We start from the raw sequence: 16,902 nt of genomic DNA, 5'->3' as shown, positions 1-16,902 counted from the left end.
CGGGGGGGCGGATGGGGTGGGGGGCTCGGCCGGCTTGGTGGGTTTGTCCGCTGCTTGCCTGGTCCGGTGCCCCGGCTGGGAGCTGGTTCGGTGTGGATCAGCTGGCGGTGGGGCGGGTTTCGGTTCGGTTTTCGGTTCGGTCGGGGCGGCTCAGGAGGTGGGTCGATATGAGGCCGCCGGTGAGGGCGAGGGTGGCGGCGAGGAGGAAGACGGTGTGGAGGGCGTGGGCGTAGGCGGTGGGGGACGGGGCCGGGGGCGGAGCGGACTGGTGGAAGACGGTGCCCAGGAGGGCGATGCCCAGGGCCAGGCCGAGCTGGCGGGCGCTGTTGGCTGCGGCGGCGGCCACGCCGGCGTGGGACGGAGGCGCCGAGGACATGGCGGTCGCGGGGAGGACGGGTGACACCAGGCCGGCGCCCACGCCGGTGAGGACGAGGCCGGGGAGCAGGGCCGGCCAGGAGGAGCCGGGGGCGGTCACGAGGAAGGCCAGGTTGCCGAGGCCGACGATCAGCGAGCCGCCGCCGAGGGTCCAGCGGGCGGGGAGGCGGTGCAGGGCACTGCCGACCAGGGCGGAGGTGGCGAAGAAGGCCGCTGGCTGAGCGGTGATGACCAAGGCGGTGCCCAGGGAGGAGAGGCCAGCGCCGTCCTGGAGCCAGAGGGAGAGGACGGGCAGGAAGCCGAAGCCGGACAGGTAGTAGACGCAGGCGGCGAGGAGCATGCCGTTGAAGGCGGGGGTGCGGAAGAGGGTCAGGGGCAGCATGGGCCGGTGCGTGGGGTGGCGCGCCGCGGAGCGTTCGACCAGGAGGAAGGCGGCCAGGAGGGCGGCGCCAACCAGGAAGCCGAGCAGGGTGGACGGGGCCGACCAGCCCGCTTCGCCGCCGCGGATGAAGCCGAAGGTGATGCCGAGCGCGGCCAGGGTGAAGGTCGCTATGCCCGGCCAGTCGATGTGGGTCGGCCGGGTGGCGTCGCGGGTGAGCACCTTGGCGGAGAGGGCGATGGTGGCGACGCAGAGGGGAACGGCGCCGCAGAAGATCCACTGCCAGGAGAGGAAGTGGGTGAGGATGCCGCCCGCGATGTTTCCCGCACAGCCGGCCGCGCCGGCCACCGCGCCCCAGATGGCGAATGCCTTGGCCCGGTCGCGACCGGTGTAGGTGAGGCCGATCAGCGGGAGGAGGGTGGCGAACATGGCCGCGCCGGCGACCCCTTGGACGGCGCGGGCCGCTATCAGCACCTGGACATTGGGGGCCAGACCGCAGGCGAGGGTGGCGGCGGTGAATGCCGTCAGACCGCGGACGTAGAGGCGTTTGCGGCCCAGGCTGTCGCCTAGGGAGCCCATACCGAGGAGCAGTCCGGCGAGGGCGAGGGTGTAGACGTCGACGACCCACTGGAGCGGGCCGAAGCCGGCATGCAGATCGGCGGCGATGCTCGGCAGCGCCACGGTCACGATCGTCGCGTAGACCAGGAGGAGGAACGTGCCGAGGCAGGTGGCCAGGAAGGGGAGCCATTTGCCGGGCGTGCCTGGGGTATCCGGGGTGCCTGGGTCGCCTGGAGTGCCGAGGGTACCCGGAGTGCCCGGGGCGTCCGGAGTGACGAGGGTGTCCGGGGTGACGAGGGTGCGGACCTCGGTGTCGTCGGCGGTGGGGGCAAGTGGGCTTTGGCGGGCGGTTGTTGGGGGGTTCTCGGCGGGAAAATGGGGGTTCGTGGGTGGGTGGGGAGTCATGTGGTCAGCCTGGTGTAATGGTCTTGTGCAGCTGAAGCCTTACGGGGAGGATCCCGTCCGCTTTGTGGTCGAGCTCACCAACGTGCCTCCGGGCAGCGTGCGGGAGCTGGAGGAACGGTGCGTGGCGGCGGGGATGGTGATCGACCGGCCCGTCGAACAGGGCGACCTGGCCGAGGTGTTGGGCTTTCTCCGGCGGTGGGCGAAGGTGGTCGACGCCGATACGGACGAACGGCGGGCGGCGCTGCTCAACGGGCTGCTCGCCGAGGCGTCCACCCCTCCGCGACTGACCGACCATGCGGACGGCGGCTGGCACATTCACTACCGCGAGGACGGGATCGGGCTGGGCGGTGTGCTGCGGGCCGTGGGTGCCGTGGGGACCGCGCTGCATCTGACCGGGCTGGGCATGCACCGGCTGGGGCGCTGCGCGCTGGCCGAGTGCGGCAATGCGTATGCCGACTTCAGCCGGGCCGGGCGGCAGCGCTACTGCTCACACGCCTGCGCCAACCGGGACGCCGTACGCCGCCACCGGGCCAAGCGGCGGGCGCTGTAGGGGGCGTGGTGTGGTCGGGCTCCGCGGGCTTCTCCGCTGGCCGCTTCTCTCTCCCCCCTCCCCTCCCCTCCCACCCCTTCTCCCACCCCTCCTCCCACCGTTCCTCCCCTCCGCTCCCCTTCCCACCCCGCCCGCGTAGCGCTACGCGGGGCCTATGGCAACGGTCCCGACACACCAGGCGGCACCTGCGGTGCACCACGCGGCACCTGTGAGTGCGCCATGCGGGCCTGTGGATGCGCCATGCGGGCCTATGGGTGCGCCATGCGGGCCTATGGGCGCGCTAAGCGGTCCCAGGGAACGCCTCACCCTGCGGCCCCAGGAACGCGTCGCGGGTCCCACCCTCCCCGCAGATCCCAGGACCACGTCACCCGCCGATCCCAGAAACGCATCGCGGATCCCACCCTCCCCGCAGATCCCAGGACCGCGTCACCCGCGCGCCCCGGGAACACGTCACGCGCCACCCGCAGGCCCAGGAACGCGTCACACAGGACCCAGGAACACATCACTCGAGCCTATGAACGCGCCACGCGCGTCGGATAAGCGCGTCACGCACGCTTATCAAGACGTCATACACATCACATGCATCACACGTGTCACTCGCGTCTCTTGCGGGCCTATCAACACCTCGCGCGGGGGGACCTATGAACGCGCTATGCCAGGTCTATTGCCGTCCCGGTCGGGTGAAGGGGCCGTTCGGTCGGGAGGTGGTCGTCGAGGGTGATGGCTGTGGAGAGGTCATGGCCTTGTTGCAGCATGGCGGCGCGGACTGCCGGGTCGTTCAGGGCCGCGTTGCGGGCGTCGATGGCCTCCTGGGTCGTGGGGGCGAGGAAGGCGCCGGTGCCGCGGCCGCCTTCCTGGCACTGGGTCACATATGGGCGGAGTCTTTGTTCGTAGCGGGTGAAGGCCGCTGAGTGGTCGTCGGGGGACGCCGCAAGTTCGGCGGCCAGGATGTAGGCGCCGATGATCGCCGAGCCGGTGCCCATCCCACCGAGGGTGGCGCCGTACGCGGCGTCGCCGAGGAGGGCGATACGACCCTTGGACCAGCACGGGACGTCGACGCGGCTGATGGAGTCGAAGTAGGGCTCGTCGGCGGTCCAGAGGGTGTCGATCAGCTCCGGGGTGCGCCAGCCGGCTCCTTCGTAGGCTCTGGCTATGGCCTCTTTGAGGGCGGGCAGATCGCGTCGGTCGTGGGGCAGCTCCTCATCGGAGGCGAAGACGCAGAACGCCTCGCCCGCATAGCCCGGGTCGGTGCTGCGGCGCGGAGTGCGTCCGACGGTCGCTATGCGGCCCGGTTCGGAGTAGCCGACGGATCGGGCGGCCAGGTGACCGGCGGACTCCGGGAGGTCCCAGGCGGCGACGTAGTAGCCGAGGTGGCTGACGAAGTCCTGCTCGGGGCCGAATGCCAGCCTGCGCACGGTGGAGTGCAGACCGTCCGCGCCGATCACCAGGTCGAAGGTGCGGGGCGGGGTGCGCGCGAAGGTGGCGTGGACTCCTTCCGGGGCGGGCGTGAGGGAGGTGATGGTGTCGTCGAAGAGGTACTCGGGTGCCGGGTGCCCGTCGGCCGCCGCGGCCAGGCTGTGGCGGTAGAGGATCCGGGAGAGGTCGGAGCGGAGGATTTCGAGGTCACCGCTGGCGAACTCGGGCGGTAGGGCGGCGAGTTGGCGACCACGTTCGTCGATGAAGCTCATGGCGGGGCCGCCGCCGGTGCTGTGGCGTCTGATCTCGTCCAGGATTCCCATGCGCTCCAGGACCGTCAGATGTGCCGCACCCCGGAAGTCGACCGCGAACCCGCCGTCGCGCAGGGCGGGGGCCACCTCGACCACGGTGGGGCGGTAGCCGTGGCGGCAGAGCCAGTACGCGAGGGCCGGGCCGGCCACGCTGGCGCCGGAGATGAGGACCGTGCGGTTCCGACCGCCGTCGCTGCCACCGTCACTTCCGCCATCGCTTCCGCCGTCACCTCCGGCACCGCTTCTGCCGTCGGCGCGGCCCTCGGGCCGGTGGGCAGGGCCGCCGTCGGCCTCGGCGAGGCGGGCATCCGTGCCCGCGCCCGTGCCCGCGCCCGTGACCGGGTCCACGCCCGAGCCGGAGCCCGCGCCCGCCGTCTGTGCTCGGGACGTTTCGTGCGTCTCGCGTTCGCTTTCGCGGGCCGTCGTCGTACGTCGAGTCATCGTTCTTTCCCCCGTCATCACATATCCAGATTCCACTCGGGCCTGACTGGTCGGACCGGGCCGATGAGAGCGGGTCGGACCGACCGACAAAGAAACTGTATCCGACGGACACTGATTTGTGTACCCCGGACGCAGTTTTAGGATACGGGGATGGTGGGCGAGGACGAGAAGCGCAGGGTGTTCGGGGATCAGGCGGGCAGTGTCGAGCTGCTGTGGGGCGGGCGGGAGCGGCCGAGCCGCGGGCCACGGCCCGCGCTGAGTCTGGAGCGGATCACCGGGGCCGCCATCGCGCTCGCCGATGCGGGCGGGCTGGGGGCGGTCTCGATGCAACGGGTCGCGGGCGAGCTGGACTTCACGAAGATGTCCTTGTACCGCTATGTGCCGGGCAAGAACGAGCTGGTCGCGCTGATGATCGACAGCGCGATGGGCGAACCGCCGCAGCTGCCCGAGGGGTGGCGGAACGGGCTGCGGGCCTGGGCGGGCGCGCTGACGACCGTCTACCACCGGCACCCCTGGCTGCTGGGTGCGGCCACCGGCCCGCGCGTCATGGGGCCGAACGAACTCGGCTGGACGGAGGCGGCCGTGGCCGCGCTGGCCGGCACCGGGCTGAGCGGCGGGGAGCAGCTCGACGCCGTGGTCGTGGTGAGCGGCCACGTACGGGCGCTCGCGCAGGTGTCGGCCTCGATGGGGCTGGGCAGTGCGCGGGCGACGGAGCCAGAGCAGGTGATGAGCGCGGCGCTGAACGAGCTGCTGGTGGGCCGCGCCGACCGCTATCCGGCGGTCGCCGCGGCGCTCGCCTCCACGGAGGCCGATGCGGCCGCGCGCGACCGGGCGGACGAGTTCGGCCTGGAGCGCATCCTCGACGGGCTGGAGGCCTATATGGGCGGCAGCCGGTAGAGGACTCGGACCTCGGACCTCGGGCCCCGGGGCTCTCGCGCCCCGGCCTCGGGCCCCCGGACTCTCGGGCCCCGGACTCTCAGCCCCCGGGCTTTCGGGCCCCGGACTCTCGCCCTCTCGGGCCCCGGACCCTCGGGCCCCGGACCCTCGGGCCCCAGGCCCTCGCCCTCTCGCCCCTCGCTCTCTCCGACCCCCGAAGTCTCGGACCGTCGCCCTCTCGGACCCCCGAAGTCTCGGACCCCCGAAGTCTCGGACCCCCGAAGTCTCGGCCCCCCGAACTCTCGGGCCCTCAGACCCTCAGGCCTCAGGCACCCTCAGACCTCAGACCTCAGACGCTCAGACCTCAGCCCCTCAGCCCCTCAGGCCGTCAGGCCCTCGGGCCCGTGGTGGGGCGGTCTCCTCAAGCAGGCAGGTCGCGCAGCCAGTTGAGCAGGAGCCGGTTGACCTCGTCGGGGCGTTCCTGTTGGACCCAGTGGCCGCAGCCTTCGAGGATGTGGGAGCCGGAGAGGGCCGGGAGGGTCACCGGGAACGCCTTGATGGCGTCGGCCAGCCACTGGGTGGGGGCGTCGCGGTCGCCGCCGATGTAGAGGGCGGGCCGGGTGATCGGGGCGCCCTGCCAGGGGGCGAGGTCCGCCCAGTCCCGGTCGACGTTGCGGTAGCGGTTGAGGGCACCGGTCAGGCCGGAGCGCTCGAATTCGCCGGCGTAGTGATCGAGGTCGGCTTCGGTGAGCCAGGAGGGGCGGGTGGCATCGGCCGGGAAGCGGTCGGAGAGCTTGCCGCCCGCAGGGACGGTGAGCCGCATCAGGCCGTTGCCGTCCTGGTCGTCGGCGGAAGGCTTGGCGTCGCCCGAGAGGCCTGCGTAGATGCCGGCCAGCCAGCCTCGGACGTCCCGTTCGATCTCCGCCTCGGCGCGGCCCGGCTCCTGGAAGTAGCTGACGTAGAACTCCTCGTCGCCGCCGAGTCGCGCGAACGCCTCGGTGGGACGGGTGGTTCCGCGGGGCACGTACGGCACGCTCAGCAGGGCGACGGCGGTGAAGAGGTCGGGCCGGAGCAGCGCGCTGTGGGCGGCGATGGGCGCGCCCCAGTCGTGGCCCGCGATGATCGCGGTCTCCTCCCCCAGGGCGCGCAACACGGCGACGTTGTCGGCCACATGGGCCAGCATGCGGTAGGCCGACACCTCGCTCGGCTTGGACGACCGTCCGTAGCCGCGGACGTCGATGGCGACCGCCCGATAGCCGGCGGCGGACAGCGCGGCGAGTTGGTGGCGCCAGGAGTACCAGGACTCGGGGAAGCCGTGGACCAGGAGGACCACCGGGCCGGTGCCCTGCTCGACGAAGTGGATGCGGCCTTCGGGGATCTCGGCGAAGCGGTGGACCGGGCCGGCGGGGTGGTCGGCCGGTTGCGTGGTCTGCGGCATGCGTCCTCCTGGTGGGCGGTCTCCCGGCGGGGCGGTCTCCGGGTGGGTCGATCTCCGGGTGGGGCAATCTCCTGGCGGGGGCGATCCCCCGGCGGGGCGATCTCCCGGCGGGGGCGGTCTCCTCAGCAGCGCCGCCCCTACCGCGGTCGGTACTGCGGCGGTCGGGCCTGCAGCGGTCAGCCGTACAGCGGTCAGGCATGCAGCGGTCACGCATGCAGCTACAGCGGTCAGTCCTACGGCATTCCGCCATTCCGCCCGGTAGCGGTCAGCCATAGAACGTTCCGCTGCAGTGGTCAGCGCTGTACCGGGCAGTCCTACGTGTTCAGCCCTACGCGTTCAGCTCAGCTCCAGCAGTCACCCTACAAACTACAAACGCACGGTCTTCCGCGGTTGTTCCTTCGCGCCCGTCAACAGGCCGTGCAGGCTGGCGAATTCGTCGACGCATTTGGCGGTGCCGTTGACGACGCAGTCCAGGGGCTGGTCGGCGACGCGTACGGGTACGCCCATTTCCTGGTGCAGCCGTCGGTCCAGGCCGCGCAGCAGGGCGCCGCCGCCGGTGAGGGCGATGCCGCGTTCGATGATGTCGCCGGAGAGCTCCGGCGGGCAGGCGTCGAGGGTCTGGTGGACGGCGCGGACGATCGCGTCGACCGGTTCGGTCAGCGCCCGGCGGATCTCCTCCTCGCCGATCTCCTGGATGCGGGGCAGGCCGCTGACGTGGTCGCGGCCGCGGACCGTGTAGGAGGAGGGACGGTCCGGCTCGCCGTCCTCGTCGACGTCGACGGGGGTCCACACCGCCGACCCGATGGCGAGCTTGATGTCCTCGGCGGTGCGCTCGCCGATGGCCAGGGAGTGCTTCTTCTTGACGTACGCGGTGATCGCGGCGTCCAGGGCGTCACCGGCGACCCGCAGGGACTGGGCGGTGACCAGGCCGCCCATGGAGACCACGGCGACCTCGGTGGTGCCGCCGCCGATGTCCACCACCATGCAGCCGACCGGCTCGTCCACCGGGAGGCCGGCGCCGATCGCGGCGGCCATCGGCTCCTCTATCAGGTGCACCTCGCGGGCCCCGGCGCCGCGGGCGGAGTCGATGACCGCGCGCCGTTCGACGCCCGTGATGCCGGAGGGGACGCAGATGACCACCCGTGGCCGGGAGAAGCGGCGGCTGGGCAGGGCCTTCTTCGTCAGGGCGCGGAGCATCTGCTCGGCGGCCTCGAAGTCGGCGATGACGCCCTCCTTGAGGGGGCGCATCGCGGTGATGCCGGAGGGCGTGCGGCCGATGGTCCGCTTGGCCTCCTCGCCCACGGCGATGACCTCGCCGGAGGCGTTGACGGCGACCACCGACGGCTCGTTCAGGACCACGCCCTTGCCGCGCGCGTACACCAGGGTGTTGGCGGTGCCGAGGTCGATGCCTATGTCGTACGTACCGGAGGAAGTGCTGGACGCCATGGGGAGTGGGGTTGCTCTCTCGCGACGGGGCGGAACTGACGGGGACGAACTGACGGGGCGGAATGTGGAACGGAACTGACGGGGACTGGGGGGCGGCGGGCCGCAGATGGCCTCATTGGGCACCAATGGGGTTCATTGCGGGCAATTAATAAGACTACTGGGGGCGTGGGATGGTTCCCCGCGCCCCCTCCTCGCGTGTTTCCGGGTCGCCGGACAGGGCCTCGGCCAGCTCGTCGAGGGCGTCGAGCAGCAGCCCGGCGACGCGTGGCGCGACGCCCTCGCTGCCCGTTTGGGCGTCCCACCGTTCCCATACGGTGCGCAGGGCGCTCCAGTTCAGCGGGCCGCGTTCCCGTACGGCCTGGGTGGCGCGCTCCAGGCCGGGGCGCAGTTCGGCGGCGAACGCGGCGGCGCCGGCGGAGGGTTCGGTGTCCTGGGCGGGCAGATGGGCCTCCAGGATCATGGTGACCCGGCCCATGGTGGCGAGCGCGGTGCCGGCCGCCTTCGCCGCGCCCGGTGACAGTCCGCGGTGCCGCACCGGCTCCTTCTCGGCGCGGTCCTCGCTCTTCTCCCAGGCGACGCGGGCGGCACGGGCGTCCAGCAGGGCCTCGCGGACCTGCCGCGGCCGGCGTGCCGCGGGCCGGGCGCAGGCCTCCCATACGGCGAGCGCATAACGCCCGTTGGCGTCCAGCCAGTCGGCGAGCCGGTCGCGCAGCCGGGGCGTCTCCCAGGCGGGGAACAGCGCGTAGGAGAGCATCGCCAGCAGCCCGCCGACGAGGGTGAGCACGACGCGTTCCTGGACGGTCTGTTCCCAGCCGGCGCCGGCGATGCCCAGCAGGAAGACCACGTAGGCGGCCACGCAGGCCGAGGTCACCGAGAAGCCGGTGCGCATCAGCAGGTACATCAGCCAGACGCAGACCACGGCGAGCGCGGCGCTGACGTAGGCGCCGGGGTGCACCAGGGCCATCACCGTGCCCGCGACGGCGACGCCGACGAGGGTGCCGCAGAAGCGGGCCACGCCCCGGGAGTAGGTCTGTGCGAAGTCCGGGCGCATCACCATGACGGAGGCCAGCGGCGCCCAGTAGCCGTGGCCGAACGGCAGCGCGGTGCCCAGCAGGTAGCCGACGGCGGCGACCGCGGCCACCCGCAGGGCGTGCCGGAAGATGTGCGAGGACCAGCGGGCCTCACGGTGCAGGGAGCGCAGCGCGGCCGGTACGAGCCGGGGGACGCTGGGGCGCAGCAGGTGGCTGCCTTGTTCCCGCCCGCCCTGGCTGCCTTGTTCCCGCCCGCCCCGCCCACGTTCCGCCTCGGTGGTGGGGCGGGTGGCGCGTACCGGCTCGTCGGTGAGCTCGACGGCGTCGGCGAGCAGCGAGATCAGGCGGTAGGCGGAGCGCCGGGCGGGGCCGTGCAGCATCGGGCCGGTCGCCGGGACCTCCAGGGTGGCCATCGCCTCCGGCGGCAGCCGTACGGGGCGGGCGTGCCGTACGGCGTGGGCGACGGCGTCCAGGACGGTGGCCGCGGCGGCCAGCAGGTCGCGGGCGCGGTCGCGTTCGGGCCCCTCCAGGGGGGCGCCGACGACCGGGTCGGCCAGGGAGGCGAGGACCGGCCGGACGCGTTCGGCGAGGCCGCGCGGGCCGTGCAGCTGGACGGGGCGGCGGCGGGCCTGACGGGCGGTCACGGTGGCGGCGAGCCGGGCGTCCATCAGGGGCGCCGGGTCGAAGGGTGCGACGGGGTCGTGCCGCAGCCGGCGGGCGTAGTCGGCCTCGGCGGCCAGCGCGTCGGCGAGCGCATCACGCTGGGTGCCCCAGGGGCGGACCGGGAAGACGACGATCAGGGTGGCCTGGACGAGCCCGCCGAAGAAGATCAGCGCGGCGTGTTCCAGGGCGCCGAGGACGGACGTCGGCAGGGTGACGGTGACCAGCATGATCGCCACGGTCTGGGTGCCGGCCAGCCCGGAGACCGGGCCGATCGCCCAGGCCATGCCGGCCAGCAGGGTCCAGCCGGCGAGCAGCAGGACGAACGCCGCGACATGGGCGGCGGCCAGATAGCCGAGGAAGGTGGAGACCGCCAGCGCGCCGGCGACGACGAGCGCGAGCACCGGGCGCGGCCGCATGCTGCGCTGGAAGGTGACGATGCCGGAGGAGAACGCGCCGAAGGCGGAGGACACCGCGAGGGCGGGGTTGCCGCGCCACAGGCACAGGCCGATGACGAGGGCGACACCGGCCGTGCCGCGGACCGCGATCAGCGGGGTGAGCTTGGTCCGCTCGATGGTCAGCCCGGAGCGGGCGGCGTCCTTCAGGGCACGCGACCAGGTCATAACGAGAGGATACGGGGCAGAGAGAGCCGAAACGGGATGGCGGACGGACGGCGCCCCGGTGCGGCCCGGCGGGCCCGCCCCCGCGCGCGGACCCGCCGCGAGCGCCCCGCCCGCCGGGAAAATCCTGGTAAACCGCCCTTCCGGTGGGCGTAAAACATCGCAGGTCAGAAAGGGGAAGGCCGGATTCCGGGCTAGGGTGCGAGCAACCCGACACCCGCCGGGGGAAACCCGGGCGCGCCCCCGCGCCCTCTTGCTGGTCGGCCGGGACGCATCCCGGCAGGTTCGGCAAGGAGAAGGCCCGTGCGCAAAGCCCTGTTCCATCCGGTGGTCGCGTTGATCGCCCTGACCGTGCTCGTCACCACGGCCGGCTGCGGCACCAGCACCTCCCCGCCTTCCCCCGTACGCTTCGGCGGCGGCCCCAAGACGGGCGCCGCGCTGCACACCACGCCCCACGGGAAGCGCTCCCTGGTGCAGTGGCCCACCAAGCCGATCACCTTCCAGGAGGAGAGCCGGGTCGGCGGCGCCGGCGGCAACACCCCGATCGGCGTGACCACCCTGCACGGCCCGAAGTCCGGCTTCACCGGCAAGGTGTGGGTCTGGGCGCCGCCGGAGTACTACGAGAAGCGCAACGCCGACAAGGGCTTCCCGGTGATGGAGGCACTGCCCGGCGCGTACGGCTACCCCGTCAACTACTGGATCGGCTCCGACCTCAAGCTGGAGGAGAACCTCGCCCGGTGGTCGAAGAACGGCACCAGCCTGCCCTTCATCGTCGTCATGCCGGTCCTCAACCCCAACGACAAGCAGTACTACGACGGCAGCGACATACCCGGCCAGCCGAAGATCGGCACCTGGCTCAGCCAGGACGTGCCCGACCTCGTGCGGCAGAACTTCCGCACCCTCAAGACCCGTGACGCCTGGGCCATCATGGGCTCCTCCTCGGGCGGCTTCGCGGCCCTGAAGAACGTCCTGCAGAACCCGGGCACCTTCAAGGTGGCCATCCCCAACGGGCCGGACATCGTGCCCGATTCCCCGCTGTGGAACGGCCACGCCAAGGAGGAGCGGGACAACAACCCCGAGGAGCTGGCCCGCCGCCTGACGGCACGCGGCGGACCGGAGGTCTACCTGGCCTTCCAGGACGGCTCGAAGGAGTACACCGTGCTGCCGAAGGTCCGGAACTTCATCGCCCGGTACGGGCGCGGCCCGGTGCACACCCGGCTCCAGATAGTGCCGGGCGGCACGCACAGTGCGGCCACCTACGTGCAGGGCCTGGGCGAGGGCACCATGCGCTGGGTCAGCGCGCACATGCAGGGGCCGACCGCCTGATCACGGCGGCCGGGCCGTAGCGGTCCGGGGGCCGGGCCGGCCCCCGGACCCATCAGCGTCGGACCGTCACGACACCACGTCCTTGCGCGCGAACCCCCGGAACGCCAGCGCGACCAGCACCAGCGCGTACGCCACCGACACCGAAGCGCCCTGGAGCATCCCGGACCACTCCACCGTCGGCTGCAGGGCGTCCGCCCAGGCGTACTGCCAGTGGGCGGGCAGCACGTCCCGCCAGCCACCGAGGGCGGTGACCTGGTCGAGGACGTTGCCGACGATGGTCAGTCCGACGGCGCCGCCGACCGCGCCCAGCGGCGCGTCGGTGACCGTCGACAGCCAGAACGCCAGCGCCGCGGTGACCAGCTGGCCGACGAAGACATAGCCGACCACGACCGCCAGCCGCCCCACCGCGTCCCCCGCGGACAGCGCCCCGCCGGTGGGCAGTTGCAGCGGCCCCCAGCCGTACGCGGCGGTGCCCACGACCAGCGCGACCAGCGGCAGCAGCACCATCGCGGCGGCGCTGAACAGCAGCGCCACGGACAGCTTGGCCAGCAGCAGCCGGGCCCGCGGCACCGGCGCGGCGAGCAGATACCGCAGCGACGACCAGCTCGCCTCCGACGCGATCGTGTCACCGCAGAACAGCGCCACCGGCACCACCAGCAGGAAGCCCGCGGACACGAACAGCACGGTCGCGGCGAAATTCCCGCCGGAGGCGGTGGCGGCAGCCATCAGCGAGACCCGGCCGCCGCCGCGGGTGGCCGGGTCGCCGCCGATCGCGAACGCCGCCACCAGCACGAACGGCAGCAGCACCAGCACCGCGGCGACGACCAGGGTGCGGCGGCGCAGCAGCTGCCGGCGGGCCTCCACGCGCAACGGCAGGGTGCGGCGCGGCCGGTAGCCCGCCGCCCGCCCGTCCCCGGGCACCGGCCCCGGCCCCGTCTCGGTCGCAGTCGTGGCGTCTCCCCCGGCATCAGCGGCCATCGTGCGTCCCCTCCGGTCGGCGGTCATCGGGCGTCGCCTCCGATCAGGGTGAGGAAGGCGTCCTCCAGGCGGTGGTACGGGCCCACCCGGTCCACCGGGACGTCCAGCCGGACGAGTTCGGCCACCAGCCGCGGCGTACCGGCGGCGTCCGCCAGCCGCACCAGCAGCCCGCCGTCGGCGCGGACCGCCGAGGCGACACCCGGCAGCGCGGCCACCTTCTCCACCACGGCGTCGGTGACCTCCCCGGCGACCCCGACCAGCAGGGTGTCGCCGGAGCCGGTGATCTCGGCGACCGGACCGGCCTGCACCAGCCGCCCGCGGTCCATGACGACCAGATGCGTACAGCTCTGCTCGACCTCGGACAGCAGATGGCTGGAGACGATGACGGTCCGGCCGGCCGCGGCGTAACGGACCATCACCTCGCGCATCTCGCGGATCTGCGGCGGGTCCAGCCCGTTGGTCGGCTCGTCGAGGATCAGCAGGTCGGGCAGGCCGAGCATGGCCTGGGCAATCGCCAGCCGCTGCCGCATGCCCTGCGAGTAGGTGCGGACCGCGCGCTGCAGCGCCTCCCCCAGGCCGGCGATCGCCAGCGCCTCGTCCAGGTGCGCGTCCTCGGCGGGCCGGCCGGTCGCCTGCCAGTACAGCTCCAGATTGGCCCGGCCGGACAGATGCGGCAGGAACCCGGCGCCCTCGACGAACGCGCCGACCCGCGACAGCACCGGCGCACCCGGCCGCACCGCCTGCCCGAAGATCCTGACCTCGCCCTCGTCCGGCGCGATCAGGCCCATCAGCATCCGCAGCGTCGTCGTCTTCCCGGCACCGTTGGGCCCCAGCAGCCCCAGCACCTGCCCCCGCTCCACCCGGAACGACAACTCCCGCACGGCGTACCGGTCCTCGGACCCCGCGTACCGCTTGCTCAGGCCGCGGATCTCCAGCGGCACCCCGGTGAGCGCCGGATCGGGCGGGGGCGCCGCGGTCCGGCGGCGCGCGGTGAGCAGCAGCAGCCCGGCCAGCACGGCGGCCGCGGCGGGCAGCGCCCAGGTCCACGCCGGCAGCGGCGCGGCCGCGCTGCGCACCTGCGGCACGGTCGGCACGTCCAGCACCCCGCCGCCCTGCAACGACACGGTGTACGCGGTGGGTTCGGCCGGTGAGGCGTAGCCGAGGTCGGTGGCCGCCAGGACCAGCCGCATCCGGTGCCCGGCCGCGAACTCGTGGTCCGCGGCGGGCAGTCGCAGCCGCACCGTCCGGCCCGCGCGGGCGTCCGCGATGCGGTACGGGGCGACGAGCTGCGCGGGCAGCACCTGGCGGCGGCCGTCCGGTGCGACGTCGTAGAGCTTGGCGAAGAGCACCGCGTCCCGGGAGCCGGACCGTACCCGCACGGTCACCTCGGGGCGGCCGGTCAGCCGGACCGACGAGGACAGCGGCGCCGACTCGAACCGGGCGTACTGGCCGGGGAAGTCCAGCGACAGCCCGCCGGAACCGAGCGAGGAGAGATCACCGAGCGCCCCCACCCCGGGCACCGCGGAGATCGCCGGCGGCCCGGCGCCGGCCGGATTGCGGAAGGTCTGGGTGCGGCCGGTGAGCCGGATCCGCCGCGGGTCGTGCGCCAGCCCGGCGTACCGGTCCGCGCTCGCCCCGCGCAGCCGCACCGCGCCGTCGGTGGAGTCCACGCCCCCGGTACGGCTGATCCGGAACCCGGGGCCGGTGTCGGCGCCCTTGTCGCCCTTCAGGTAGCGGTCGAACCACGCCGCCGTACGGCCCGTCAGGCGGGCGGTCTCCCGGTCGCCGCCGTCGTGGCCGCCGGCGATCCAGTCGACCGCGACCGGCGCACCGTTGCGGCGGACCGCCCGCTGCACGGCATCGGCCTGGTCCAGGGTGAACAGCGAATCGGTCTGGCCCTGCATGATCAGGGTGGGGACCTTGATGCGGTCCCCGACGGCGGACGGACTGCGGGCGGCCAGCAGCCTGCGCGCCTCCGCATCGGGCCGGCCGGAGACCGCGGTCCGCTCGTACATCCGGCACAGCGCCGGCTCGAACCGGCCGCAGCCGCCGGAGGAGGCGGGCGGGGTGCGCGGCGCGCCGGTGGGGGCGCCGGACTGGCCGGTGGTGAAGAAGATCCCGGCCCACAGCTTCTTGAACACCCCGTGCGGGAAGAGCGCATCGGCGAGGTTCCAGTACGTGATCTGCGGGGCGATCGCGTCCACCCGCCGGTCGTACCCGGCGGCCAGCAGCGACACCGCCCCGCCGTACGAGGCGCCGGCCACGCCCACCCGGGGGTCGCCGGGCCGGTCCAGGCGCACCTCGGGCCGGCGGGCCAGCCAGTCGATCAGCCGGCGGGCGTCGGCGACCTCGCCGTCCGGGTCGTTCAGCCCGATCTTCCCGGTGGACCTCCCGAATCCGCGCGCCGACCAGGTCAGTACGGCATAGCCGTCCCTGGCCAGCCGCTCGGCCTCGGGGCGGACGTCGGCCTTGCTGCCGCCGAAGCCGTGGCCGAGCAGCACCGCGGGCCGCCGGCCGGACGCCGGGCCGGACGTGAAGAAGGAGGTGTCGATCCGCACCTTCTTCGTGCCGCCGGGACGTTCCGGCAGGGACAGCGTCCGGTCCTCGCGGTGCACCGCGGGCGCCGCGTCCGAGGAGGCCGCCGCCGCCCAGGTGCCGCCCCCCGCCAGCACGGCCAGCGCGCCGACGGCCGCGTACAGCCGCCGCCCGCGCAGCGCCGCACGCGACCGTGCCCGCCGCCCGAAACCTCGCAGATCCATACCGCGATCCTAGGTACGGGAGGGTGCGGGCGGCCGGTACCCCGGGGCGAACCCCGGGGCCTCCAGGGGGAGTACGATCCCGGCCCCGTCTACCACGGATGCGGTATGCGGACACGGACCGGGACGCTCGCCGCTGCGGGCCGCCGGCCGGTGCCGGGCCTCAGTACGGGGCGGGGCCGAAACCGCCCGGCGGCTGCGGCGGGTTGCCCGGCGGCGGCAGCTGCGGGCCGCCGGCCGGAGGACCGGGCGGCACCGGCGGCACCGGCGGCTGCCAGCCGGGCGCCGACGGCTGCCAGCCCGGCGCCGGCGGCTGCGGCGGGCCGGCCGGCGGGACGGGGCCGGGCACCCCGAACTGCGGCCCCGGAACCGGCGGATACCAGGCGGGGGCCACCGGCTCACCGCGCGCCATCAGCGCCAGCAGCGCCGCCGAACCCAACAGGTCCAGCAGCAGCTGCACATCGCCCAGGACGCTCAGGCCCGGCATCGACTCGTTCAGGGTGAACAGCGCGCCGTTGCCGGCCAGCCCGATCAGCGTCAGCACGGCGCCCGGCAGCGACACCACCGACAACCCGATCGCCAGGCCGCGCGCCGCACCGCCCCGCATCAGGCTGTTGAGCGCGGCCAGCGCGGTCAGGACCAGGAACACCAGCCCCGACCAGCCCGGCGCCAGACTCAGCAGCGACGGCAGCGCGCCCCGGCCGAGGTAGAGCATCTCGAAGGACCCGGTGCCGTTCTGCACCAGCATGTAGAGGTGCCAGACGACCAGGCACAGCGCCATCGCGCCGAGCAGCAGCCCGGCCACCACACCGGCCTGCCCGGCGGGCCGCAGCGGCGGCTCACTGGGCTTCGGGCGGGGCCACGCCCGCATCCCGGCGAGCAGCACCACACCGGCGACGAGGGTCAGCAGGAACAGCAGACCGCTGCTGATGAACACCCCGTCGAAGGTCGAGGTGCTGGTCTCCGCGTGCTGGAACCACTTGTCGTCACTGGTGTGGTTGCCGACGCTGACGATCGCCTGCAGCGTCGTCGCGAAGGTCAGCGTCGTCGCCACCGCGAGCAGCCCGCCGGCCACCCGCTGCCCGGCGAACGCCGTGATCGCCGCCGCCAACTGCAGCAGCGCCAGCCCCAGATGGAACGGCGCGGTGACCTGGTTCAGGCCGGCGGGACGCTGGAAGGTCCAGAACCCCCACATCCCGTCGATACCGAACTCGCCCAGATCGACGGCCAGCCAGTACGCCGTGAACAGGAAGAAGAGCAGGCAGAACGCCCCGCCCGTGATGCGGGCGCCCTTGGCGAGCGCCATGGATGACTGCATTCGTCCCCCGTTGTCCCC

Annotated in this window: 11 protein-coding genes; 3 read left to right on the top strand and 8 right to left on the bottom strand. The window is 73.4% G+C overall.

The window, feature by feature from the left end; translation table 11 throughout:
• Positions 1 to 97: 97 nt before the first annotated feature.
• A complete protein-coding gene (locus ACGF4C_RS25130) occupies positions 98 to 1,717 on the bottom strand; it encodes an MFS transporter (RefSeq protein ID WP_393569068.1) in 1,620 nt (539 codons plus the stop codon).
• Between the two features lie 25 nt (positions 1,718 to 1,742).
• Here ACGF4C_RS25130 and ACGF4C_RS25125 point away from each other — a divergent pair, with 25 nt between their 5' ends.
• Positions 1,743 to 2,267 (top strand): CGNR zinc finger domain-containing protein, encoded by a 525-nt coding sequence (locus ACGF4C_RS25125; protein WP_393569067.1) that lies wholly within the window; start codon positions 1,743 to 1,745, stop codon positions 2,265 to 2,267.
• Between the two features lie 650 nt (positions 2,268 to 2,917).
• Here the strand turns inward: ACGF4C_RS25125 and ACGF4C_RS25120 are convergent.
• Positions 2,918 to 4,435, bottom strand: a complete 1,518-nt coding sequence (locus tag ACGF4C_RS25120) for an FAD-dependent monooxygenase (protein WP_393569066.1) — start codon at positions 4,433 to 4,435, stop codon at positions 2,918 to 2,920.
• 150 nt (positions 4,436 to 4,585) lie between these two features.
• Between ACGF4C_RS25120 and ACGF4C_RS25115 the strand changes: the two genes are divergently transcribed.
• The gene (locus ACGF4C_RS25115; RefSeq protein WP_393569065.1) at positions 4,586 to 5,332 is read left to right on the top strand and encodes a TetR/AcrR family transcriptional regulator; all 747 of its coding nucleotides are present in this window, start codon (positions 4,586 to 4,588) and stop codon (positions 5,330 to 5,332) included.
• Positions 5,333 to 5,732: 400 nt separating this feature from the next.
• On the opposite strand, the gene ACGF4C_RS25110 is transcribed toward ACGF4C_RS25115, so the two are convergent.
• The 3 genes from ACGF4C_RS25110 to ACGF4C_RS25100 all read right to left on the bottom strand — a co-directional run bounded on the left by ACGF4C_RS25110 (position 5,733) and on the right by ACGF4C_RS25100 (position 10,509).
• Entirely contained in the window at positions 5,733 to 6,749 is a 1,017-nt protein-coding gene (locus ACGF4C_RS25110; RefSeq protein WP_393569064.1) for an alpha/beta fold hydrolase, read from the bottom strand.
• A gap of 366 nt (positions 6,750 to 7,115) precedes the next feature.
• Positions 7,116 to 8,195 (bottom strand): rod shape-determining protein, encoded by a 1,080-nt coding sequence (locus ACGF4C_RS25105; protein WP_393569063.1) that lies wholly within the window; start codon positions 8,193 to 8,195, stop codon positions 7,116 to 7,118.
• Between the two features lie 154 nt (positions 8,196 to 8,349).
• Positions 8,350 to 10,509: an FUSC family protein gene (locus tag ACGF4C_RS25100; protein WP_393569062.1), complete on the bottom strand. Its 2,160-nt coding sequence runs from the start codon at positions 10,507 to 10,509 to the stop codon at positions 8,350 to 8,352.
• A 300-nt stretch (positions 10,510 to 10,809) separates the two neighbouring features.
• Between ACGF4C_RS25100 and ACGF4C_RS25095 the strand changes: the two genes are divergently transcribed.
• On the top strand, positions 10,810 to 11,832 hold the full coding sequence (locus ACGF4C_RS25095) for an alpha/beta hydrolase (protein WP_393569061.1): 1,023 nt from the start codon (positions 10,810 to 10,812) through the stop codon (positions 11,830 to 11,832).
• A gap of 66 nt (positions 11,833 to 11,898) precedes the next feature.
• On the opposite strand, the gene ACGF4C_RS25090 is transcribed toward ACGF4C_RS25095, so the two are convergent.
• The 3 genes from ACGF4C_RS25090 to ACGF4C_RS25080 form a co-directional block, all read right to left on the bottom strand.
• Positions 11,899 to 12,810 (bottom strand): ABC transporter permease, encoded by a 912-nt coding sequence (locus ACGF4C_RS25090; RefSeq protein WP_393569060.1) that lies wholly within the window; start codon positions 12,808 to 12,810, stop codon positions 11,899 to 11,901.
• A gap of 23 nt (positions 12,811 to 12,833) precedes the next feature.
• Entirely contained in the window at positions 12,834 to 15,569 is a 2,736-nt protein-coding gene (locus tag ACGF4C_RS25085) for an alpha/beta fold hydrolase (protein ID WP_393569059.1), read from the bottom strand.
• Positions 15,570 to 15,729: 160 nt separating this feature from the next.
• On the bottom strand, positions 15,730 to 16,884 hold the full coding sequence (locus ACGF4C_RS25080) for a hypothetical protein (protein ID WP_393569058.1): 1,155 nt from the start codon (positions 16,882 to 16,884) through the stop codon (positions 15,730 to 15,732).
• Positions 16,885 to 16,902 lie beyond the last annotated feature (18 nt).

The organism is Streptomyces sp. NPDC048197 (genome assembly GCF_043202395.1).
GTDB lineage: Bacteria > Actinomycetota > Actinomycetes > Streptomycetales > Streptomycetaceae > Streptomyces > Streptomyces siderophoricus.
The sequence above is the reverse complement of the archived record's forward strand: the minus strand, read 5'-3'. Positions and strand labels throughout refer to the sequence as shown.